The organism is Entomomonas sp. E2T0 (assembly GCF_025985425.1).
GTDB lineage: Bacteria > Pseudomonadota > Gammaproteobacteria > Pseudomonadales > Pseudomonadaceae > Entomomonas.
On sequence record NZ_CP094972.1, the window covers coordinates 403,667 to 424,800 of the forward strand.

Here is a 21,134-nt window from a genome sequence, read left to right on the forward strand (position 1 = left end):
TCATAATTAATTATTTGCATAATAATGAGTTTAACTCATTATTAAATTATACTTATAGCTCTATAAGCATAATACGTTCTAGGGCTTGCTTACCAAATATTCTTTTAAAATTAAGTGACTTAAGAAAAATATAGCCTATATGACAATCACAAAATCCTCTTCTACAAACTCTTTCTTGTAGTATCTGTTGCCAGTTATTTTGATGAATATTACCAATAACTTGTTTAATAAAATGACAACGATAAATATCACCACACTCATCTACAACAATAGCATCTTCGCCAGTAGAACAAGGTAGATCTATAGAAACATAAGGCTTATTGAATGGAAATAATGGATCAATTGCTGTTAAAAACAACCTTTGCTCTTCTGTATAGATATAATGCTGATCTTTATCTACATAAGCATTAATCCATAAATAAGTGCTAGGATTTAACTCTTTACGTAATTGCTGAATCTCATCAAATAAATCAGGTTTCCCTACCACTCCTACACTGTATTTAACATTATTACTGTCCAAAAGTTTAGTCTTACTAATAAACTTTTGTCTAGCTACTTCCGTTGGGTGATAAGTACACCATAATCTAAGTTTTGAACTATTGATCTCCGCTAAAAAATCTAGCTTACTACTTAAATTGGTTTGAAAAATAATCTTATTAACATTAGGCATTACTGCTAATTGTTTAATTGCTTGTTGGTATCGTTTAAAGACTAATGCCTCCCCCCATGGAGTAAAAAATATATTAAAGTTAATATCTGTATTATTAGCTATCCAGCTTATAAAACTATCTAGCCCAGCAATATCTTTGGCCTTTTTCTGGCTAGTTTCTTTACTCTTCGCAAAAGGACAATAGTCACACGCATAATTACAAGTCTCTAAAGCTCCCCTATAAAAAACCGTTAACTCCTTTAACATAATAAGTTTCCATGGAAACTTATAAAATCATATAAAAAGTAACTCACTATGCCACACGCTATAATATACTTTTTCAACATAGGGCATAACCCTTTTGACAATTCTCTACAATGCATAATTTATTTCAACTCATAGCTACTCATACGTTGCTCAATATCTGGCGCATAAAACCATGGGCCTATTAAATCAGCCAGCTCTAAACCTCTCTCAGTTAACTGCCAATTATTTTGCTGGTTTTGAATTAACTGCAATTCTATTAACTCATTTAATTGTGGATAATCTATAAAAGGTGAGCTGGCAAAACGCTGTTGATAAAGCTCAATAGACAGCCCTGTCATATGTAAAATAGATTGCAGAATAAAACGACGTTTTTGAGTATCTTGATCCATTTTAAAACCATAAGCTATTTGCTTAAAATCAGCTTCGGTTCTATTGTTATAACTTTCTAAGATAGCTTTAATTCCTTTACGACCAACCGCGTATTCATTAGAGTAATGTAACCCTCGAGTATAGGATCGCGCTCCACAACCCAAACCAACCATACCATCTTGTTGGCAACAATAATCTGCATATTCAATCTGACTAACGATAGGCTTTCTAAAATGACGCATACTCATTTGTTGATAGCCTGCGTTTAATAACATATCTCGTCCTTGTTGATAAAGTCTTAACCGCTCATCATCCCAACTAAAACCAAATTTACCAATACCTGTTAAGGGTCTTACATAAAGTGGGTATAAAAATATTTCTTCAGGTTCAAAGCTTAATGCTGCTTGTAAAGACTTTGCCCAACTAGTTGGATCTTGATTAGCTAAACCATAGATTAAATCTAGATTTAAAATAGGAAAACTAAACTTTCTAATCTTTTCTATAGCATGAATTACTTCTTGATTGCTTTGCCCACGCCCAACTGATTTAATCTCAGTTGCAGAAAAGCTTTGCACCCCCATACTGACACGTTTGATATGGTAGTTTTTTAAAATAGCTAAGCGATCTAAAGTTACTGTTGCGGGGCTGGTTTCAACACTGGAAGGAATAGCTGCATAATCTAATTTAAAGATAGCCAATGCATCAAATAATTGTTGCAACTCTTCTGCCAATAAATAAGTAGGTGTACCTCCTCCTAAAGCAAAACGACTAAATTTTGCCTGCTCTCCTAAGGCTTCATAGGTTACTTTTGCTTGCCTAGTTAAGGCTTCAATATAAGCTTTGGTTAGCGCTAATTTAGGATTAGCAGTAGTGAATAAATTACAAAAGCCACAACGCATACCACAAAAGGGAATATGAGCATAAAGAAATAATTGTGATTTATCTTCTACAGCCCAAGCACTTTTTAATGCTATAGGCTCAAAATGTTGATAGCTTGTTTTATGGGGATAGGCATAGGTATAGCCTTTGTAATATTCACCCTGCTCAATCAATGCTTTTAAACTCATAGTACATCCAAAACAAATTCTGTATAAGGTACTGTCCAAACTGTTTCATGGGCTAAACGGTGCCCATAATAACCATCTTCACCAAACGCTTCACCATGATCTGAGGTTAAAATAACTAACGTTTTACAACGTTTTTGCTGCTCTGCTAGTAAATAAGCAATATGTTGTTGTGCATACTCCAAAGCTGCTTGTTGCGTTTCCTTAGAATCTTCTTGCAAGGTTGGATGATAAATACAAGTAGGTTGGTGGGTGGCGGCCACATTAATAAATAAAAACTTTGGTTTATTATTTTGCTGTAAAAATTGAAGAGCTTGTTTAACCTGTAACTCGGTAGAACCTTTACCTGTTACCCCCATTTCTATATTCCAATAAGACTCTTGAAATAAATTAGGTAATACACTGCCTAACTCTGCTTGTTTATTAAAAAACCCCACACCACCTATACAGCAGGTAGCATAACCTAAATTCTTCAATGCGTTAGGCAAGGTACTTTCAGCAAAAGTAAAGGTATTAGGCTGAGTAGTGGTCGAACCAGCAAAAGCGGAAGCAAATAATCTTGGAGCAGTAGGGTTATCAATAGGGGTTGGTAAAAAGCCACTAAAAAAAGCATGATGTGCTGCATAAGTAAAAGTAGCTGGAGAATGTCTTGCCTCCCAATGAGGTACAAATACGTTTAACTGAGGCATCTTGGCATTTTGTAATACATCAAAACGTAAACTATCAAAAGTAATAAAAATAATATCTACTTTATTAGCCACCAACTCTTTTACATTAATCATTACTACGTCCAATTTTATTACGTGTTAATAATGCTAATAACTCTGCTTGATAAGTATCTAGCCCTTGATAATAAGTATTAGGATGAAAATCACCAAAAGTATTTGCCTCTAATAAATAAGGCTTTTTGGTATTTTGGCTAACTAAAATATCAACCCCTGCATATAAACTATTAGGAAAACATTGCATTGCTTTTTCTGCCAGCTCAGGTACTAACTGCCAACTATTACCTAAATAATTTTTAATCTGCTCAAGATCTCCCCGTCCATTACCTAAATGTAAGTTAGTAATGGCCTGCTTACCCAATCGAATTAAAGTATGCATCGCTTTACCATTAATCACTACAACTCGAATATCAAATACTTTGCCTTGATAACTTGCTTTAGGAAGCCACCTTTCTATTTGTAGTTTATGATATTTTAATAACTCATCTATTAGCTGAGCTATTTGCTGCCAAGTATTATAACGAATGAGTTTACGATTATTATACAAGCGAATACCCTTCTGGCTTTCTACCATTTCAATGGTTGTAATTGCTTGAATTTGATTTTTATTAATGGCTAATGCGATTGTGCCACTAGCACCACTACCATGTGCTAACTTAATAAAAACTCGATTTAACTTTTGTTGATTTAATACTGAGATCAACTGTTCAAAACTCCTCACCTCCTCAGTTACTTGATACGGAGTTGGTAAGTTTAATAACTGCCAAAGCTCTGATGTTTTTCTTTTATCAAATAATTGTAATCCTTCTGAGAAATCCACTGTACAGTAATGACTAGGGCTTTGTACAAGCTGTTCTTGAACAATACCAAAAAACTGCTGTAATCCTGCATACCATTGATTAGATGGGATTATCTCCCCTTGCTCCAGCTGTAAATCAGCAATATTTTCAATCACACCGTTTGTTATATGTTGTTTACCTAACTGTAATAACAAACGCTCAATATCACTAGACTCTCCTGATGTCTCCAGTCGAATGATATTGCCTTGGTGTACTGTATGGATAAGCGATTGTGGATTTTCTATTATCTGTTGATAGGAAATAACCTTAGCTAATGGCCAATTAATTTGCTGTAATGAAGATTGAAAAGCAGCAACTCGACGGCTATTAGGTGGTGCTATAAGCACCACCTGTTGTGGATTACTCACCAATGCTGACATAGCGCCAGTCATCATCCTCATCATAATCAGCATCAGAAGATACATCAATAGTAAAGCCTTTGGCTGCAGCAAAAGCTTGTAATTTTTTAGCCATTTCTTCTGATAAATAGTTATGGTTTAAATCGAGGTGTTTTAAGTTATCTAAATTTTTAGCATCCAATAGTGCTTGGGCACCCTTATCACCTAATGTCCCTAATGATAGATCTAAAGTATCTAGATGAGTAACTACAGGCGAGTTAGCCACTGCTTTAGCAATATTATCTTGCTCATCACAGTTCATTAATCCTAAATAGGTTAATTGATTAAAACGATCTTGCAGTATCGGCTGTAAATCTTCTACCGATCCTGTATAACCATACTCTTCTGTACCTAAATAAATTTCCAGATGTTTTAGTTTAGGTAAATTAGCATTGGCTATTTCTTTAATTGTTGTAGAATCTAAACCACCTGATTGAACAATTAATGTTTCTAACTCTGGTGCATTTAAATTAGTAAAACCTAAATCATTACCACCACGCGTACCAAAATGTTTTAATTTAGGAAAGGCATGAATTAAGGGCGCATTATCTGTATTAATAATCCATGAAATTTCATTTTCTTCATAGGTTATATCATTAACAAATAAGGTATCCAATAACGGTAATTGATCTTTAGCAGCAATCACAGCATTAATTGGGCCCGCTGAACTTTCTTCATACATTTCTTCTGAATAAGCACCCAATACCAACCCTCTAGTTTCTTTAGCATTAGATTCTGCTAGATATTTACTTAATTTTTCATCCCATGTTTGCTTATCATCGTAATCAACAGCAATACGATATATGGTATTTTCTAAGTTTTGAAGTGGTTTTCCTGGCTCCCAATCTTCAACTTTATAGCCAGCAAATTTATCTAAATGGTTACCTATTGTCATAATAATCCCCTTCCTGCTGAATTAAATCATATTGCTGTTGTTAAAAATAATTTCTCTAGTTTATAAATTTATACTTAATAATATATTAATTTACCGCAATATTATGATGGTAATATTTTACTGACAGTTTCTTCAACTGTAAGTAAATCTGTTCTAAATTGATATGCAGGGTTTTCAGGAGTTTCGTAAGGTGCACTAACCCCTGTAAAATCTAATAACTCACCTGCTATTGCTTTAGCATATAATCCTTTAGGATCTCGTTTTTGCAAAACAGCTAAAGGAGCTTCTAAATAAATTTCAGTAGCTTGTAATTTTTCAATAGCTTGTTGTCGAGCCTCTTTATAAGGGCTAATAACACTGACAATAACCACTATTCCCTGCTGCTGTAACGAATAAGCTAACTCCGCTATCCGTTGAATATTAGTATCGCGATCTTGTTTAGAAAACCCCAAATCAGCACATAAAGTTTTTCTTAGCTCATCACCATCTAACACTTGATTTTTTATATTAAGGGCTGTAAGGCTTGCTGCCAATGCATTAGCCAAAGTAGTTTTACCTACTCCTGATAATCCCGTTATCCAAAAAGCTAATGACTTACTCCCTGTTCTTTCCATAGTTGATTCAACTCACTTTTAATTTTCTACCAACTGCCACTGCTTAGCTAATCGCTTATCTGAAATAGGCATTTTAGTACCTAATTGCTGAGCAAATATTGATACACGATATTCTTCCAACATCCAACGATATTGTTGTAAGGCTATATCTCGTTTACCTTCTTTTAGATGTTTAGTTAAACGTGTTTGATATTGCTGCCAATATTCGGTTAACTCACTGCTATAAACTCGATCTTTCTGTAACTGTCCTGCTAATTTCTCAAGACGTTGTTCAACGGCTTTTAAATAACGTGGATACTCTTTTAACCATTCAATGGGAGTATCCCTAACAAAATGTAGATTAACTAAATTTGCTAACTGTAGTTTTACATCAGCTAAAGCTACTGCTTGGGTTAGATCTATTTTACCTTTTAAGCGTCTTTGTAAACTGTGATGTAACTTTAAAATACCTAACACAAGCTTAACTAATCGATCTGCATTATCAAACCAGCTACCACGCTTAGTCTCTGCTAAGCTAGCTAAACCAGCCGCATCACGAGGTAGTGTCTTTTCATCAGCTAATACAGTTTCATCAATACTGGCTAATAAAATATCTTCTAATAAAGCATCTACTCGACCAATATCTTTAAAATAAAGGCCTAGCTCTGTTTGTAAAGGAAGTTTGTTACGCAAAAACTTTGCTTGGTCTGCTAATTGTTGTGAAAATAATCGTTGTAAAGCTCGACGATGTTGATAATCTGCCTCAGCTTGAGTAGCAAAACGCTCCTCTTTGATAACACCATTTTGCTCGGCTAAAGCAGGATACACGGTCATGCTTAAGCCAGCCACTTTATGTTGTTGAGTAATTGGCAAGGTATCAAAACTGTTTGCGGCAATAGGCTTGCTGGCTTGTTTTTGTTTAGGAATTGCCAGTGCTGCTTGGCTTTCTTTATTAAAACGTGCTACCAAGGCTGCCAAATCCCTACCCTCACCTAACAACTTGCCCTCTGCATCCACTACCTCAATATTCATTCTTAAATGATCATCAAGGTTAGCTTCTGCCTCTAACCATGCTTCATCACTAATTCGTACCCCTGTCATTCTTAATAACTGCTGACCTAATGCTTGGTATAAATCCCCCTCAGCAAAGCTAATAGTTGCCAATGCGGCTTTAACAAAATCAGGAACAGGCACAAAGTTTTTACGAATAGCTTTGGGTAGATTACGTACTAACGCAATACAACGTTGTTCTAATAAACCAAGCACTAACCAATTTAAACGCTCTTTAGCTAACTGGGGCAATAATGGTGCTGGAACTTTTACAGTAACACCATCACGAGGGTTTCCTGGTTCAAACTCATAACTAAGTGGCAGGGTTAAATCGCCTAGCTGTAAGTAATCTGGAAATAGGTTGGTGGTAACCTCATTAGCATCCCTTGCTAATGCATCAGCCTCGGTCATTATTAATAGCTTAGGATTATTTTTACTCTCTGTCTGATACCATTTATCAAAACTAGCTGTTTGATAAATATCTTGTGGAATATATTTATCATAATACTGATAGAGCGTTTCTTCATCAGCAATAATATCGCGACGACGGGCTTTAGCTTCTAAATCATCTAATTTTTCCATTAGTTGATGATTGGCTTTTAAACATTTTGCTTTAGATAAAATTTCACCCTGCACTAATCCCTCACGAATAAATAACTCCCGTGCGGTTTGTGGATCATGCGGTCCATAATGCACTGCTCGTCGCCCAACAATAATTAAGCCATATAAAGTAACCTGCTCAAAAGCAACGACTTGCCCTCGTCTTTTTTCCCAATGGGGTTCAAGATAAGTTCGCTTTAATAAGTGGGCTGCTAGGTTTTCTAACCAACTTGGCTCTATTTTAGCGACTATACGGGCAAATAATTTAGTGGTTTCCACTAATTCAGCCGCCATAATCCATTGGGGACGTTTTTTAGCTAGCCCTGTGGATGGGTGTATCCAAAACCGTCGTTGTCTAGCACCAAGATAATCATTATCTTCTGTTTTTTGACCGATATGACTTAATAAACCAGCTAACACCGCTTGATGAACCGCCTCATAATTTAAACTTGCTTGCTCATTATCACTATGCTTTTGGTGATTTAATAACTTCATTTCTCGACAAATTAATAATAGTTGTCGATGTGCATCACGCCACTCTCTTAATCGTAAATAATTTAAAAAGTTTTTTCGACACCAATTGCGTAGTTGATTGCTGCCTAATTCTTGGCGTTTTTCCTCAAAACCACGCCATAAATTAATCAGTGCTGCAAAATCAGAATCAGGATCTTTCCATTGAGCATGAGCTTGATCTGCTGCCTGTTGCCTTTCCATTGGTCGCTCTCTTGGATCTTGAACCGAAAGCGCACTACTAATAATTAATAATTCATCTAATACCTTACGCCGTGCTCCCTCAATAAGCATACGCCCTAAACGTGGGTCAACAGGCAAACGTGCTAACTGTTTACCTAAATTGGTTAACTCACCTTTTAGCGTAACTGCTGATATTTCTTGTAATAAGGTAAAGCCATCTTTAATAGCCTTACTTTCAGGCGGTTCAATAAAAGGGAAATCCTCAATTCTACCTAAACGCAAATGAAGCATTTGCAAAATAACTGCAGCTAAGTTGGTACGCAGTATTTCTGGATCAGTAAACAGTGGTCTACTCAAAAAATCTTGCTCACTGTAGAGCCGAATACAAATACCAGCCTCTACTCGCCCACAACGCCCTTTACGTTGGTTGGCGCTGGCTTGAGAAATAGCTTCAATGGGCAAACGTTGTACTTTAGCACGATAACTATAACGACTAACTCTTGCCGTACCACTATCAATTACATAACGAATACCCGGCACAGTTAATGAAGTTTCTGCCACATTAGTAGCAAGAATAATACGTCGCCCTGCATGGGTCTGAAAAATACGTTGCTGCTCAGCAGGTGTTAATCGAGCATAAAGGGGCAAAATTTCGGTATGCCGTAAATTAGCTTTACGCAGTATATCCGCTGCATCACGAATTTCCCTCTCACCCGGTAAGAAAACCAGAATATCACCTAATGCTCGTTGATTAGATTTTTCATATTGATCTAACTCTGCGATAGCCGCCAAAACCCCTTGATCGACTGATAAATCATCTTCTAAAGGATTACCCTCTGCGTCTAACTCACTCACTAAAGGACGATACCAAGTCTCTACAGGATAAGTACGACCTGATACTTCAATAATAGGTGCATTATCAAAATGCTTAGCAAAACGTTCTAAGTCAATGGTTGCAGAAGTAATAATCAGTTTTAAATCAGGTCTTTTAGGTAATAAGGTTTTTAAAAAGCCTAATAGAAAATCAATATTTAAACTACGCTCATGAGCTTCATCCACAATAATCGTATCGTAACGATTTAAAAAGCGATCATGTTGCGTTTCAGATAGTAAAATACCATCTGTCATCAACTTAATCAGCGTTTTATCCGTACTTTGATCCTCAAACCTAACCTGATAACCCACTAACTCACCTAAGGGAGTGGTCAACTCTTCAGCTACCCGACTAGCCACACTACGAGCAGCGATTCTCCTAGGTTGAGTATGCCCTATCAAACCCTGAACACCACGGCCTATTTCTAAACAAATTTTAGGTAATTGAGTTGTTTTTCCAGAACCTGTTTCGCCTGCTACCACTACTACTTGATTTTCTAAAATTGCTTTTTTTATTTCTTCTCTTTTAGCTGCAATAGGTAACGCGTCATCATAATTAATAGGTGGAATACTTTGTTGGCGATTGACTACTGTTTGACAAGACTGTTGCAAACGCTCACTCCAACGTACCAATTTTGCTTCATCAGGTTGTTTTTTTAAGGCAAAAAACTCCTTTCGCAAAAAATGACGATCAACCATCATTGCTCGCTCAATACGTTTTAATAAGGAATTATCTAATTGCTGTTCAGTAGTCATCTATCAAGTATCAGCTAATACAAAAGCGAACATTATAATACCTTTACAGATACTGATTAAAATAAACTTTATTATTTATTACATTATTAATATAACTTTTGACTAACTCATCAAAAAATCTATTAACTCCATCAATAAAAATAATTTTCTTGCTACAGCACACTAGAGGAGAATACAACTTATATGTTATTGTCTACATCTTTCAACTGCTATTGTTTATGGAAATTTTCTGTGCATAAAGTGCCTGATGAGTAATATAATGACTGACTTACCTATTGAAGACTTAAATGTTGTATCAAATAATGCTTTGATCACACCAGAACAACTTAAAAAAGAGCTGCCATTAACGGCTACTGCTTTAAAAACTGTTTCTACTGGTCGTCAAGTTGTACGTGATATTTTAGATCGTAAAGACCACCGCTTGTTTATAGTGTTAGGTCCTTGCTCTATTCACGATTTAAAAGCGGCTAAAGAATACGCTGAGCGCCTTAAATTACTTGCTGAAGAAGTGCAAGACACGCTCTATCTTATTATGCGCGTTTATTTTGAGAAACCACGTACCACTGTAGGTTGGAAAGGCTTAATTAATGATCCTTATTTAGATGATTCTTTTAAAATTGAGGATGGTCTAAAGATTGGTCGTCAATTACTATTAGACTTAGCTGATATGGGTTTGCCTACTGCTACTGAGGCATTAGATCCTATTTCACCACAATATTTGCAAGATTTAATTAGCTGGTCTGCCATTGGCGCACGTACTACTGAGTCACAGACTCACCGTGAAATGGCCTCAGGTCTCTCTTCTGCAGTTGGTTTTAAAAATGGCACAGATGGTGGTTTAACTGTAGCAATTAATGCATTGCAATCTGTTTCTAATCCGCATCGTTTTTTAGGTATTGACCAAAAAGGTGGTGTCTCTATTGTAACCACAAGAGGTAACCCTTATGGTCACGTAGTATTACGTGGTGGCAATGGTCGCCCTAATTACGACTCTGTAAGTGTTTCTCTGTGCGAACAAGAATTAACTAAGGCGAAAATCACACCTAATATTATGATTGATTGCAGCCATGCTAACTCTAACAAAGATCCAGCTTTACAACCTTTAGTAATGGAAAACGTAACTAATCAAATTGTTGAGGGTAACAAATCCATCGTTTCACTAATGGTAGAAAGTAACTTAGGATGGGGAAGTCAATCTATTCCTAAAGACTTAAAGCAATTAAAATATGGTGTTTCCATTACAGATGCATGTATTGACTGGGAAACGACTGAAAAATCAATCCGTTCAATGCACAATCGTTTGAAAGATATACTTCCAAAACGTAATTAATGCACTAGCAAGTTAGATGGTATTATTACCATCTAACTTATCCTTTTAAATCAACCCCTTACTTTGCATATATTTTTCAACATACGAGCATGTTGGAATAATTTTTAAGCTGTTCTGCTCGGCATAATCTAACACTGCTTTAGTTAGTTCAGCAGCAATTCCTCTACCCCTTAAAGCCTCAGGAACAAAGGTTCGATAGCAGTCAATTGTCCTATCTCCCATGTTAGCATAGGCTAGATAAGCACAACTCTCATTTATATTTACTTTAAATTGATGCTCCATTACATCATGTATTATTTCTACTGCTATATCAGTCATGCCAAAATCCTTCTATTGCTTTTTTTTATTATTATGATGTTTTTTCATAGAAAGAGAACCGTAAAAGGTGAATAATGAGACCTATGTCTAATAATTCACCTATAAATAGTAGGATATTCGTCTAAATTACTATATTTGCCCCTAAAAGTTTAACAAATTTAGCTAACCAATCAGGATGAGCAGGCCAAGCTGGTGCAGTTACTAAATTACCATCAACTACAGCTTGATCAACAGGTATATTCTGATAACTACCACCGCCTAAACCAACCTCTGGCTCACAGGCAGGATAAGCACTACATTTCTTACCCTTTAAAATACCCGCTGCAGCCAATAATTGGGGACCATGGCATACAGCCGCAATAGGCTTATCAGCCTTAGCAAACTCTTGTACAATTTCAACAACTCGTTTATTAAGACGCAAATATTCTGGTGCACGTCCTCCAGGCACTACTAAACCAACATAATCAGCTACATTTACTTTATCAAAATCATAGTTTAATGCAAAACCATGACCAGGTTTTTCACTGTAAGTTTGATCACCTTCAAAATCATGGATAGCTGTTTTAACCTTCTCTCCTGCTTTTTTATTTGGACAAACAGCATGCACCTTATAACCCAGCATTAATAAGGCTTGAAAAGGCACCATAGTTTCATAGTCTTCAACATAATCACCCACAATCATTAGTAATTTTTTATCAGCCATTTGTATCTCCTTACAGTATTAAAAAAGTCATGACTCATTGTATATACTGAGAGCAATCTTTATAAAAAGAAAGTCTATCTTAACCTTGTCAAAATTAAACACAATAAAAACAAAACCATATATCTATTCATGAACAAAAACTAAATGATTTGTATTCCTTTAAGTCATATTTATTTAAACAATGATATTATGAAGCTAACTTTATTTAAAAGAGTGTTTCGTGCAAAGATTATTTTAAAACTAGGAATTGCTCTAATGCGTTATAAGTTTTGTTGTATTTTTATCCTTTTTAGCTTGTATACTCCATTCGTAGTTATGGCAGAATCAACTCAAATTTGTTCGCAACAAGCTATTGAAGAAGCAAATAGTCAATATTTACGAGAAATATCAAACTATATTAGCGAATTCACTAACAAAAAAAATCATGTCGCTGTGGCTGAATTAAGCAAAATAAAACCAAAAGCTTCTTTTAAGAAAAAGCATGCTGCGGAAATCAAACAATTTGGTCATCCTGATTATCAGCCTTCTCAAGAGTTTTGTGATGATGCATATACTAATCTTAAAGAATTAAAACAACAAATAAACAACATTATTGAAAAACATAATGATGATATAGAAGAAACTTCTTAAGAAGAAGAGAATCTTTTTATATTGCTTCTTAAACTCAACAAGATAATTACTTGATACTTGATTAAGTTAAAACTATTTTCATCTGTCTTTACATTTTTTAATTAGTTATCCACAATAAAACATCTTACTTTACATAAAAAAAGGAAAATAAATGGACAAAGTTATTGTCTCTGAAAATAGTTTTAATAGCATTGATCCCTACGATATCATTGACTCCAATATCAGTTTTATTAACTTATTAAGGGAAGAAGGCTTTGAGGAGGAACTTTGTCCAGAAGCTCAAACTAGTTACTATGTAGACTACTATTATTCACAAGTTAAAAATGGTGGTTTCTCTCAGTTTGTTTATAACAGTGGTTGGAACGATGAGTTAAATGCTGTTATACGTGATGGCCTTGAAAAAATGCAGGCCACAGATCATTTAGCTTTTTTTAATCAGCAAGCTATTGTAATAGATACCTATGATGAACTTGAACTAGCTAGATTCTTAGACGGTGATTATTTTGGTAAAAACCCAACCCGTGATGCTTTAAACAATGATGACTTCTTTAAGATAAGAGAAAACCTCATTGAGCTTAATGCTAACTGGTTAAAAAGCTTGTCTAATCTAACAGTATTATCTATTGAACAAATGTTCCAAGCAGCTGAAAAAATATTAGAAAAAGCAATTAATCGAGAATAAGTAACTCATAGGCTATGTATTACATAGCCTATATAATTATTCCTGTTGGTTCTTTATAGCTTTAGGAAGAATAGCTAAAAAATTATCCCTTGCTACTTTATGAGCAACATCTTTAGGTAATGCATCCAAAAAAGGATTAAAACTTTCCAAATAACTAGGTAAATTATCAAACTTACCTACCACATCAGAACCTAATAAAAATCTATCTGGATATTCTTCTACTAGCTCTATCCACTTAGGATCAGGCTTCTTATCTTTATCAATAAGATAAGGTTCTAATACAGTCCATGACAAATCAATATATAAATTTGGATAAGTTTTTAATAAACGCTTTACTTCTGGTAATAGAAAATCCAACTTTTTTTGATGGCGATGAATTTCTGCACTTGTTCCTGCATGCGCCCAAATAAATCGTGTTTTAGGATGTTTTTTTACTGCCTCTTCTAGCTCTTCTAAGTAAAGAGGCTTACGCTCTCGCTGAGAAGTTATATTACTATGCAACATAACTGGCAGATCATGCTTAGCTGCTAAATCATAAACACGATCCAATGCCTCATTATTAGCACGGGGAATATCCCCTGTAGTTAAAGCTGTTAAATTATCATGACGAGTAAATATCTCACCAATACCCTGCCAAAACCCAGGATTCATTTCCAACACACGCTCTATATGCTGATCAGCCATCTTATCTACAGGATTAAACCCTGTTAAAAAAGGATGAAAACGTTTTCTTTGCTCCTCAGATAAATCTTTAACTGCATCAAGTACAATTACATCAGTTGCACTATACCAATAAACAGCAGCATCATCGCCTGCATAATAGCGTGGCTTTTGAGGTTCATCTTCATGCCATTTCTTAGCTACAGCAACACCACTAATCATTACATGATCAATCTTTCCCTTATCCATTGCTTTAAGCAACTTATTCATACCATCTGTATCTTGGAAAAAGTCCACATAATGCAAATGAGCATCTGAATAATGATAATCACGGGCATTAGCTGATAATACAAATAATGCTAAAAAAATAGCTAATATTGACTGAGATAATTGATTTAACCTAGTCAGAATACACATAGATAATAATCCTAATGGATAAATAATATCTATTCTGCCAAATTATTACTATTAGACTCAAAGAAGAAATGCAACAAAATATAAGGGCTTACAATTAGCCTTTTAAACCATAATAGAGTTTTTCCCAAAAAGTATCTTTTGGTCTTTCACGTAAGGGAGAAGTCATTGCTGCAACAGTTGTTTTACCCAATTGTTTATAACTGTAGCGACTTTCCACTAACTGCTGACCTGCTTTAGCAATTTGTTCAGCCTTTTCTGGATTAGCCCTTAACTCTTTTAATTTTTCTTGAATATCTTGTAGATTACGGTATAGAACAATATTCTCCATATCTACAAAACCTAAAGCTTGGTTTTCATCAACACCTTGATCATAAGCGATTAATACACAACCACAAGCCATCGCTTCAAAATTCTTAATCATATACTCGCCAAAACCAACATCAGCACTAACGAAGAACTTAATGCGATTTAAAGTATTAACATACTCTTCACCTGATTTAGTTTTGGTAATAACCAAATTCTCTGCTTTAGCTACAGCTTCTAATGTTTGCTTACGTAAGCTATAGGCCTCATTACGAATACTCCCCACAAAGCCTAATTCAATTTCACGCTCTAACCCTTTATTACAAAGCAATTGTTCATCATAGCCTTTCGGTACAAAAACAGCATCTACACCTTCTTGTTGTAATTTTTTAGCGATACTATGACCTGATACTAATACCCTAGCCCAAGGTAAATGATGATAATATTGGGTAAATTTGCCATGATACTTACCTGCTGCGTAATTTTGCCAAGCATCATGCTCTAAAATAACTAAATTAGGCACAGAACGTATAAAACCTACTTGTTTAATTTCTTTTTTAAAGCGTAAGAAAAATAAAATACGATCATACTGAGAAGTATCTACTTTCTCTTTAAAGTAACGTTTTAAATTTGCTTGCTCATCATCTGTTAACCAGCGAGTATCACAATCGCAATTAGCCTCTATACTTTCATACAGTCTATCTAAAATAATTCGCTGCTCTTTTTGAACAAGAAATAAAACTTTCATAATCACCTTACTAAAAATCTGCGTCCCAAAAACACATCTGGTATCATATGACAATTGTACTGAAAAATAATCCAATTGCAGAGTTTAATTATGACTAAAGAAACAAATCAGTCATGGGGTGGTCGTTTTAATGAGCCAGTAGATGCTTTTGTCGCTCGTTTTACAGCCTCCGTTGATTTTGATAAACGTCTTTATAAACACGATATTATGGGCTCAATTGCCCACGCCAAAATGCTTACTGAAGTAGGTGTATTAACCGCCGTTGAGCGTGATGCTATTATTGAAGGGCTTAGCCAAATTCAACAAGAGATCGAAGCAGGTCACTTTGAATGGCGTGTGGATTTAGAAGATGTTCATATGAATATCGAAGCTAAATTAACTGAGCGTATTGGTGTCACAGGTAAAAAACTTCATACTGGACGTAGTCGTAACGACCAAGTAGCTACCGATATTCGCCTATGGTTGCGCGATGAAATAGACCGCATTAAAGCTGAAGTTACTCGTCTACAACAAGGTATTTTAGAGCTGGCTGAGCGCGAAGCTAATACTATTATGCCTGGTTTTACTCACTTACAAACCGCCCAACCTGTCACCTTTGGTCATCATTTATTAGCATGGTTTGAAATGTTAAGCCGTGATTATGAGCGCCTAGTTGACTGCCGTAAACGGGTTAATCGCATGCCATTGGGTAGTGCTGCATTAGCAGGTACAACGTATCCAATCGACCGTTTAATCACTTGTGACTTACTAGGATTTGAAAGCGTTTCAGGTAACTCTTTAGATGGTGTATCTGATAGGGATTTTGCGATTGAATTCTGTAGTGCCGCCAGCCTTATTATGATGCACCTTTCTCGCTTTTCAGAAGAGCTAGTATTATGGACTAGTGCGCAATTTCGTTTTATTGAATTACCTGATCGTTTCTGTACAGGTAGCTCAATTATGCCACAAAAGAAAAATCCAGATGTACCAGAACTAATACGTGGTAAATCAGGACGTGTTTTTGGTGATTTAACAGGTTTATTAACCTTAATGAAAGGCCAACCATTAGCCTATAACAAAGACAACCAAGAAGACAAAGAACCCCTATTTGATGCCGTAGATACTGTAGCAGATTCATTACGTGCCTTTGCTGATATGGTACCAGCAATCCAAGCCCGTCGTGATAATATGCGAGAAGCAGCCTTACGTGGTTTTTCTACAGCTACAGACCTTGCTGACTATCTAGTACGCAAAGGCTTACCTTTCCGTGATTGCCATGAAATTGTTGGTCATGCGGTGCGTTATGGCGTTGAGCATGATAAAGACTTAGCTGAAATGAGCCTATCTGAATTAAAACAATTCAGTGATAAGATTGAGCAAGATGTGTTTGCTGTGCTAACCCTCGAAGGTTCAGTTAACGCACGAGACCATTTAGGTGGCACTGCACCTGCTCAAGTAAAAGCAGCCATTGAGCAAGGTAAACAACTATTAGCTAATCGTTAGAATACTAATAAGAGGATTATAGCAAAAACAGTCCTTAAACTAGAACACTCTACTACCTATAAAACATTTAAGACTAGTCTTACCAACTAGTCTTTCTTATTTTCATTTCTCAGCCTAGTAGCTACTGGATTCATCTCCTGCAAAAGAGTAAAAGCATCATTTAATAGCAAACTGGAAGCAGAACATACAGCCTGTACTGCTGTACTTTCACACTTATCAAACTCATAAAGACTTTCCAATAAATTAATTACTGCCAGTAACCTACCTGTTGCACATTCAAAAATATCTTCAGCTGCTGCATTAGCATTATAGTAAAGTACATTCTCTTTATTTGACTGCGAAGTAAAATTCAAGGGAATAAAACAAGGGGAGATGTTAGTCGCTTTGCTCATCGTTTAACTCCTGTAATTTGTTTAGCCTCCCTAACCAGATAAGGAGGCAGAACTATGCACAGGTTCGCGGACCGACACACACGGAATCGGCACACCCCGAAAGGTGTCCCGTGCATAGTCCGCCATAAAAACAGGCAAAGCTATACTACCAACTGCTAGATCGTTCTAGCAGCGAGCCGTGTGTGGATGAAACGGGCCGCGACGCCCATGCTATAGATTTTGCTATAGTCTTTTTATTGTAAGGCTAGTTAACGCTAATCAGCAAGTTTTTTACTAAGATGCTAAGACTTAAGTATTTCGCTATAGATTATTACCTTAGCCACAATAATAACTTTAGCTAATCGCTAACTAGGCTAAAACTCTCTATAATAAAATAGAAGACTAATAAAACCACTTACAGTACTATACTCTCCCATGTCATATATTAGTTCTGGCGTAGAATACGCATTACATTGTCTACTTTATCTTAGCCAACCAATCAATGCTAAAGGGGTAAGTGTGCGAGATCTTGCAGAGCTGCAAAATATACCTATTGACTATTTAGCCAAAATTTTTACCAAGCTTCATAAAGCTGGAATTGTCATAGCTACAGAAGGTATAAAAGGTGGCTTCTCTCTTGCTAAAACTGCTGATCAAATCAGTGTGCATGATGTTATTGTTGCTATTGATAACTACAAACCACTGTTTAAATGTAAAGAAATACGGTCTGGCTGTGCTGTTTTTGATAAAAAAATACCTGCAGAAGCGACACAAGGTACCTGTACTATTCATGCAATTATGCTAGATGCAGAACAACAACTACGCGATACTTTATCCCAACAATCACTCGCAGATATTGCCCAAAAAGTGACAAAAAAATTACCCAAAGACTATCCACAACAAGTTATCAAATGGTTAGATCATCGTACAATTAATCGCCAACCCAACAATAAATAACTAAATCTTCCCTTATTTTTATATTAAATAATATACACATACTTGCATTTAATATAAAAACTATATAAATTAACTACGACAAATAATATCCAAGTTTAAAAAGGAAATTTCTTATGAAAATCATGCATATCGATGCAAGTGCAAAAAAGCCTGAACAATCCAACTCTCGTATGTTAGGTAAGTTCTTCTTAGAACAACTAAAAGAACAAGGTGTTAACTTTCAAATAGACTATCTAGACCTTACTAAAGATATTCAACCACATCTAACACCAGAGTTTGTTGTTGCCACATATAAACCCGAAAACGAACGTACCCCAGAAATGAAAGCAGTATTAACTGACTCCGATGCCATGTGCCAACGAGTTATCAGCGCAGATACTTTAGTATGTGCTATGCCTATGTATAATTGGACAATTCCTTCAACCTTTAAAACCTTTATTGATACCATTATTAGAACTGGCGTTACTTACGACCTCTTTCCCGATGGCACTACCAAAGGCAAACTAGCAGGTAAAAAAGTATTATTTATCACTACGCGTGGCGCTGATTTACGTTCAGGTGCTTTTCAACATATGGATGCAATGACCCCCGTACTTAAAGCTGCTTTTAGTTTTCTAGGCATAGATAACCCACAATTTGTAGATGCGCAACCATTACAGTTTTCTGATCCAGAATCACGCTTAGCTGCACTAGCAAGAGCTAGAGAAGAATTAACAACTATTGCCAAACAATGGGCTACAACGATATAAATTAGCAAATATATCATTACTATTTTTTGATTGGCTGCTTATTCAGAGTAATGTAATATGTTGTCTAATTATATTCAAAATATAGCAAGTAAAAGGAACCATCATGGCAGCTAGAGGTATTAACAAAGTTATATTAGTAGGCAATATCGGTAATGAACCAGAAATGCGCTATATGCCTAATGGCAATGCTGTAGCTACTGTTTCATTAGCTACTTCTGACGCATGGAAAGATAAAAATACAGGTGAACAACAAGAGCGTACAGAATGGCATCGCGTAGTATTTTTTGGCAAGCTTGCTGAAATTGTTGGTCAATATGTACATAAAGGTTCTAAACTTTACGTGGAAGGCCGTTTACAAACCCGTAAATGGACCGACCAACAAGGTGTAGATCGCTACTCTACCGAAGTGGTAGTCGATATGGGCGGTACAATGCAATTACTAGATAGCCGCCAAGGTGATGCGGGTGGTTACCAACCTCCCCAACAACCTTATCAACAACAAGCACCTGCTGGCAACCAATATGGCGGACAGCCTGCACCAGCACAACAACCTATGCAGCAACCACAAAATCGTCCTCAACAGCAGCCACAACAACCTGCACCAAACTTTGACGATTTTGATGATGATATTCCGTTCTAAAACTCATAGCTATAACTTTCATCCACTATACCTAGTGGATGAAAGTTAAATAAATTCCTTCTCTTTTCTATATTATTTACTCTTTATCTTCTCAATTTATCCCATCGTATAGTATTTATTTCTACTAAACAGGAATAGGCTATCTTCTATTGTTATTACCTAAAAATAACAAATTACTTTCATCTCAAATTACCCATATGGAGAAATTACAATGAAAGCTGCTATTGTAAGTAAAACTAATCCCGGTCGTGTAGATATAAAAAAAGTAAAAGATCCTGTGATTAAAGCAGGTCAAGCCTTGGTCGATGTTGAATATTGTGGCGTTTGCCATACTGATTTACATGTTGCCAATGGTGATTTTGGAAAAGTACCAGGTCGTATTATTGGTCATGAAGGTATTGGTATTGTTTCCAAAGTGGCGCCTGATGTTACTCATTTAAAAGTAGGTGATCGTGTCAGTATTGCTTGGTTCTACCAAGGATGTGGGATTTGTGAATATTGCTTAACAGGTAGAGAGACATTCTGTCGCCAAGCAAAAAATGCTGGCTTTTCAGTAGATGGCGCAATGGCTGAAAAATGTGTTGTAGAAGCTGATTATGCAGTAAAAGTACCTGATGGATTAGACCCTGCACAAGCAAGCAGCGTTACCTGTGCGGGTGTTACCTGTTATAAAGCAGTTAAAGTATCCCATATTAAACCAAGTCAATGGATTCTTATTTCCGGTTGTGGTGGTTTAGGTAACTTAGCTATTCAATATGCAAAAAATGTATTTAACGCTAAAGTTATTGCTGTAGATATTAACGATGATAAATTAAAACTTGCTAAAAAAATTGGTGCAGATCTAACCTTTAACGCTAAAAAAGAAAAAGATGTTGCTAAAGCTATTCAAGATAAAACAGGTGGTGCTCACGCTGCAATAGTTACGGCTGTATCTAAAGCTGCATTTAATCAAGCAGTAAATGCCGTACGTGCAGGTGCAAAAGTAGTAGCTGTTGGTTTACCACCAGAAACTATGGATCTTTCTATAGTAAAGACCGTATTAGATGGTATTGAAGTAGTAGGTTCTTTAGTGGGTACACGTAAAGATTTAGAAGAAGCTTTTCAATTTGCAGCAGAAGGCAAAGTAGTACCTATCGTAAAAACACGTAAATTAGATGAAGTTAATGATATTTTTGAAGAAATGGAAAAAGGTGAAATCTTAGGCCGTATGGTTGTAGATATGCATAAACATTAATCACTTTTATTTATTTTACAGTGAGGCTAAAATCTATTTAGCGTCACTGCCATTACTTATTAGTAAACCACTCCAACATACTCCTGCTATTTCCTACTAAATAACACTAATTTAATGTTATTTCGGCTATAATAATTTG

Annotated in this window: 20 protein-coding genes; 8 read left to right on the forward strand and 12 right to left on the reverse strand. The window is 35.8% G+C overall.

Annotated elements, in window-relative coordinates:
• Positions 1 to 52 precede the first annotated feature (52 nt).
• The 7 genes from MTZ49_RS01980 to hrpA all read right to left on the reverse strand — a co-directional run bounded on the left by MTZ49_RS01980 (position 53) and on the right by hrpA (position 9,771).
• Positions 53 to 916 (reverse strand): STM4011 family radical SAM protein, encoded by an 864-nt coding sequence (locus MTZ49_RS01980; RefSeq protein WP_264746747.1) that lies wholly within the window; start codon positions 914 to 916, stop codon positions 53 to 55.
• A 119-nt stretch (positions 917 to 1,035) separates the two neighbouring features.
• Positions 1,036 to 2,352, reverse strand: a complete 1,317-nt coding sequence (locus MTZ49_RS01985; protein WP_264746748.1) for an STM4012 family radical SAM protein — start codon at positions 2,350 to 2,352, stop codon at positions 1,036 to 1,038.
• On the reverse strand, positions 2,349 to 3,131 hold the full coding sequence (locus tag MTZ49_RS01990; protein WP_264746749.1) for an STM4013/SEN3800 family hydrolase: 783 nt from the start codon (positions 3,129 to 3,131) through the stop codon (positions 2,349 to 2,351). The genes MTZ49_RS01985 and MTZ49_RS01990 overlap by 4 nt, the downstream gene beginning before the upstream one ends.
• Complete coding sequence (locus tag MTZ49_RS01995) at positions 3,124 to 4,293, reverse strand: STM4014 family protein (protein WP_264746750.1); 1,170 nt, start codon at positions 4,291 to 4,293, stop codon at positions 3,124 to 3,126. The genes MTZ49_RS01990 and MTZ49_RS01995 overlap by 8 nt, the downstream gene beginning before the upstream one ends.
• A complete protein-coding gene (locus tag MTZ49_RS02000; RefSeq protein ID WP_264746751.1) occupies positions 4,274 to 5,206 on the reverse strand; it encodes an STM4015 family protein in 933 nt (310 codons plus the stop codon). The genes MTZ49_RS01995 and MTZ49_RS02000 overlap by 20 nt, the downstream gene beginning before the upstream one ends.
• A 101-nt stretch (positions 5,207 to 5,307) precedes the next feature.
• Positions 5,308 to 5,820 (reverse strand): adenylyl-sulfate kinase, encoded by a 513-nt coding sequence (cysC, locus tag MTZ49_RS02005; RefSeq protein WP_264746752.1) that lies wholly within the window; start codon positions 5,818 to 5,820, stop codon positions 5,308 to 5,310.
• A gap of 18 nt (positions 5,821 to 5,838) precedes the next feature.
• Positions 5,839 to 9,771, reverse strand: coding sequence for an ATP-dependent RNA helicase HrpA (hrpA, locus tag MTZ49_RS02010; protein WP_264746753.1), 3,933 nt, complete (start codon positions 9,769 to 9,771; stop codon positions 5,839 to 5,841).
• Positions 9,772 to 10,030: 259 nt separating this feature from the next.
• On the opposite strand from hrpA, the gene MTZ49_RS02015 reads away from it, so the two are divergent.
• On the forward strand, positions 10,031 to 11,101 hold the full coding sequence (locus MTZ49_RS02015) for a 3-deoxy-7-phosphoheptulonate synthase (RefSeq protein ID WP_264746754.1): 1,071 nt from the start codon (positions 10,031 to 10,033) through the stop codon (positions 11,099 to 11,101).
• A gap of 45 nt (positions 11,102 to 11,146) precedes the next feature.
• Here the strand turns inward: MTZ49_RS02015 and MTZ49_RS02020 are convergent, their stop codons facing one another.
• Both MTZ49_RS02020 and MTZ49_RS02025 read right to left on the reverse strand, forming a co-directional pair.
• The gene (locus MTZ49_RS02020) at positions 11,147 to 11,419 is read right to left on the reverse strand and encodes a GNAT family N-acetyltransferase (RefSeq protein WP_264746755.1); all 273 of its coding nucleotides are present in this window, start codon (positions 11,417 to 11,419) and stop codon (positions 11,147 to 11,149) included.
• A 121-nt stretch (positions 11,420 to 11,540) separates the two neighbouring features.
• The gene (locus MTZ49_RS02025; RefSeq protein ID WP_264746756.1) at positions 11,541 to 12,122 is read right to left on the reverse strand and encodes a DJ-1/PfpI family protein; all 582 of its coding nucleotides are present in this window, start codon (positions 12,120 to 12,122) and stop codon (positions 11,541 to 11,543) included.
• 255 nt (positions 12,123 to 12,377) lie between these two features.
• Here MTZ49_RS02025 and MTZ49_RS02030 point away from each other — a divergent pair, with 255 nt between their 5' ends.
• Together MTZ49_RS02030 and MTZ49_RS02035 are read left to right on the forward strand one after the other, a co-directional pair.
• Entirely contained in the window at positions 12,378 to 12,752 is a 375-nt protein-coding gene (locus MTZ49_RS02030; RefSeq protein WP_264746757.1) for a hypothetical protein, read from the forward strand.
• Positions 12,753 to 12,903: 151 nt separating this feature from the next.
• Positions 12,904 to 13,434 carry a DMP19 family protein gene (locus MTZ49_RS02035; RefSeq protein WP_264746758.1) on the forward strand — a complete coding sequence of 177 codons (531 nt, stop codon included), beginning with the start codon at positions 12,904 to 12,906 and terminating at the stop codon, positions 13,432 to 13,434.
• Between the two features lie 36 nt (positions 13,435 to 13,470).
• Here the strand turns inward: MTZ49_RS02035 and MTZ49_RS02040 are convergent, their stop codons facing one another.
• Positions 13,471 to 14,511: an amidohydrolase family protein gene (locus tag MTZ49_RS02040; protein WP_264746759.1), complete on the reverse strand. Its 1,041-nt coding sequence runs from the start codon at positions 14,509 to 14,511 to the stop codon at positions 13,471 to 13,473.
• 94 nt (positions 14,512 to 14,605) lie between these two features.
• Positions 14,606 to 15,562, reverse strand: a complete 957-nt coding sequence (locus MTZ49_RS02045; RefSeq protein ID WP_264746760.1) for a glycosyltransferase — start codon at positions 15,560 to 15,562, stop codon at positions 14,606 to 14,608.
• 90 nt (positions 15,563 to 15,652) lie between these two features.
• Here MTZ49_RS02045 and argH point away from each other — a divergent pair, with 90 nt between their 5' ends.
• Positions 15,653 to 17,044, forward strand: a complete 1,392-nt coding sequence (gene argH / locus MTZ49_RS02050) for an argininosuccinate lyase (RefSeq protein ID WP_413774168.1) — start codon at positions 15,653 to 15,655, stop codon at positions 17,042 to 17,044.
• Positions 17,045 to 17,130: 86 nt separating this feature from the next.
• Here argH and MTZ49_RS02055 read toward each other — a convergent pair whose 3' ends face one another.
• On the reverse strand, positions 17,131 to 17,436 hold the full coding sequence (locus tag MTZ49_RS02055; RefSeq protein ID WP_264746761.1) for a hypothetical protein: 306 nt from the start codon (positions 17,434 to 17,436) through the stop codon (positions 17,131 to 17,133).
• A gap of 414 nt (positions 17,437 to 17,850) precedes the next feature.
• Between MTZ49_RS02055 and MTZ49_RS02060 the strand changes: the two genes are divergently transcribed.
• From MTZ49_RS02060 to adhP, 4 genes are all read left to right on the forward strand, one after another.
• Positions 17,851 to 18,372 (forward strand): RrF2 family transcriptional regulator, encoded by a 522-nt coding sequence (locus MTZ49_RS02060; RefSeq protein WP_264746762.1) that lies wholly within the window; start codon positions 17,851 to 17,853, stop codon positions 18,370 to 18,372.
• Between the two features lie 113 nt (positions 18,373 to 18,485).
• Positions 18,486 to 19,121, forward strand: a complete 636-nt coding sequence (locus tag MTZ49_RS02065; protein ID WP_264746763.1) for an FMN-dependent NADH-azoreductase — start codon at positions 18,486 to 18,488, stop codon at positions 19,119 to 19,121.
• 103 nt (positions 19,122 to 19,224) lie between these two features.
• Positions 19,225 to 19,761: a single-stranded DNA-binding protein gene (gene ssb, locus MTZ49_RS02070; RefSeq protein WP_264746764.1), complete on the forward strand. Its 537-nt coding sequence runs from the start codon at positions 19,225 to 19,227 to the stop codon at positions 19,759 to 19,761.
• A gap of 211 nt (positions 19,762 to 19,972) precedes the next feature.
• Positions 19,973 to 20,995 (forward strand): alcohol dehydrogenase AdhP, encoded by a 1,023-nt coding sequence (gene adhP, locus MTZ49_RS02075; protein WP_264746765.1) that lies wholly within the window; start codon positions 19,973 to 19,975, stop codon positions 20,993 to 20,995.
• Positions 20,996 to 21,134: the final 139 nt, after the last annotated feature.

Bases quoted from the DNA above. Each gene is read 5' to 3' on its own strand.
- MTZ49_RS01980 (WP_264746747.1), bottom strand. From the start codon at position 916: ATGTTAAAGGAGTTAACGGTTTTTTATAGGGGAGCTTTAGAGACTTGT.
- MTZ49_RS01985 (WP_264746748.1), bottom strand. From the start codon at position 2,352: ATGAGTTTAAAAGCATTGATTGAGCAGGGTGAATATTACAAAGGCTAT.
- MTZ49_RS01990 (WP_264746749.1), bottom strand. From the start codon at position 3,131: ATGATTAATGTAAAAGAGTTGGTGGCTAATAAAGTAGATATTATTTTT.
- MTZ49_RS01995 (WP_264746750.1), bottom strand. From the start codon at position 4,293: ATGTCAGCATTGGTGAGTAATCCACAACAGGTGGTGCTTATAGCACCA.
- MTZ49_RS02000 (WP_264746751.1), bottom strand. From the start codon at position 5,206: ATGACAATAGGTAACCATTTAGATAAATTTGCTGGCTATAAAGTTGAA.
- cysC (WP_264746752.1), bottom strand. From the start codon at position 5,820: ATGGAAAGAACAGGGAGTAAGTCATTAGCTTTTTGGATAACGGGATTA.
- hrpA (WP_264746753.1), bottom strand. From the start codon at position 9,771: ATGACTACTGAACAGCAATTAGATAATTCCTTATTAAAACGTATTGAG.
- MTZ49_RS02015 (WP_264746754.1), top strand. From the start codon at position 10,031: ATGACTGACTTACCTATTGAAGACTTAAATGTTGTATCAAATAATGCT.
- MTZ49_RS02020 (WP_264746755.1), bottom strand. From the start codon at position 11,419: ATGACTGATATAGCAGTAGAAATAATACATGATGTAATGGAGCATCAA.
- MTZ49_RS02025 (WP_264746756.1), bottom strand. From the start codon at position 12,122: ATGGCTGATAAAAAATTACTAATGATTGTGGGTGATTATGTTGAAGAC.
- MTZ49_RS02030 (WP_264746757.1), top strand. From the start codon at position 12,378: ATGCGTTATAAGTTTTGTTGTATTTTTATCCTTTTTAGCTTGTATACT.
- MTZ49_RS02035 (WP_264746758.1), top strand. From the start codon at position 12,904: ATGGACAAAGTTATTGTCTCTGAAAATAGTTTTAATAGCATTGATCCC.
- MTZ49_RS02040 (WP_264746759.1), bottom strand. From the start codon at position 14,511: ATGTGTATTCTGACTAGGTTAAATCAATTATCTCAGTCAATATTAGCT.
- MTZ49_RS02045 (WP_264746760.1), bottom strand. From the start codon at position 15,562: ATGAAAGTTTTATTTCTTGTTCAAAAAGAGCAGCGAATTATTTTAGAT.
- argH (WP_413774168.1), top strand. From the start codon at position 15,653: ATGACTAAAGAAACAAATCAGTCATGGGGTGGTCGTTTTAATGAGCCA.
- MTZ49_RS02055 (WP_264746761.1), bottom strand. From the start codon at position 17,436: ATGAGCAAAGCGACTAACATCTCCCCTTGTTTTATTCCCTTGAATTTT.
- MTZ49_RS02060 (WP_264746762.1), top strand. From the start codon at position 17,851: ATGTCATATATTAGTTCTGGCGTAGAATACGCATTACATTGTCTACTT.
- MTZ49_RS02065 (WP_264746763.1), top strand. From the start codon at position 18,486: ATGAAAATCATGCATATCGATGCAAGTGCAAAAAAGCCTGAACAATCC.
- ssb (WP_264746764.1), top strand. From the start codon at position 19,225: ATGGCAGCTAGAGGTATTAACAAAGTTATATTAGTAGGCAATATCGGT.
- adhP (WP_264746765.1), top strand. From the start codon at position 19,973: ATGAAAGCTGCTATTGTAAGTAAAACTAATCCCGGTCGTGTAGATATA.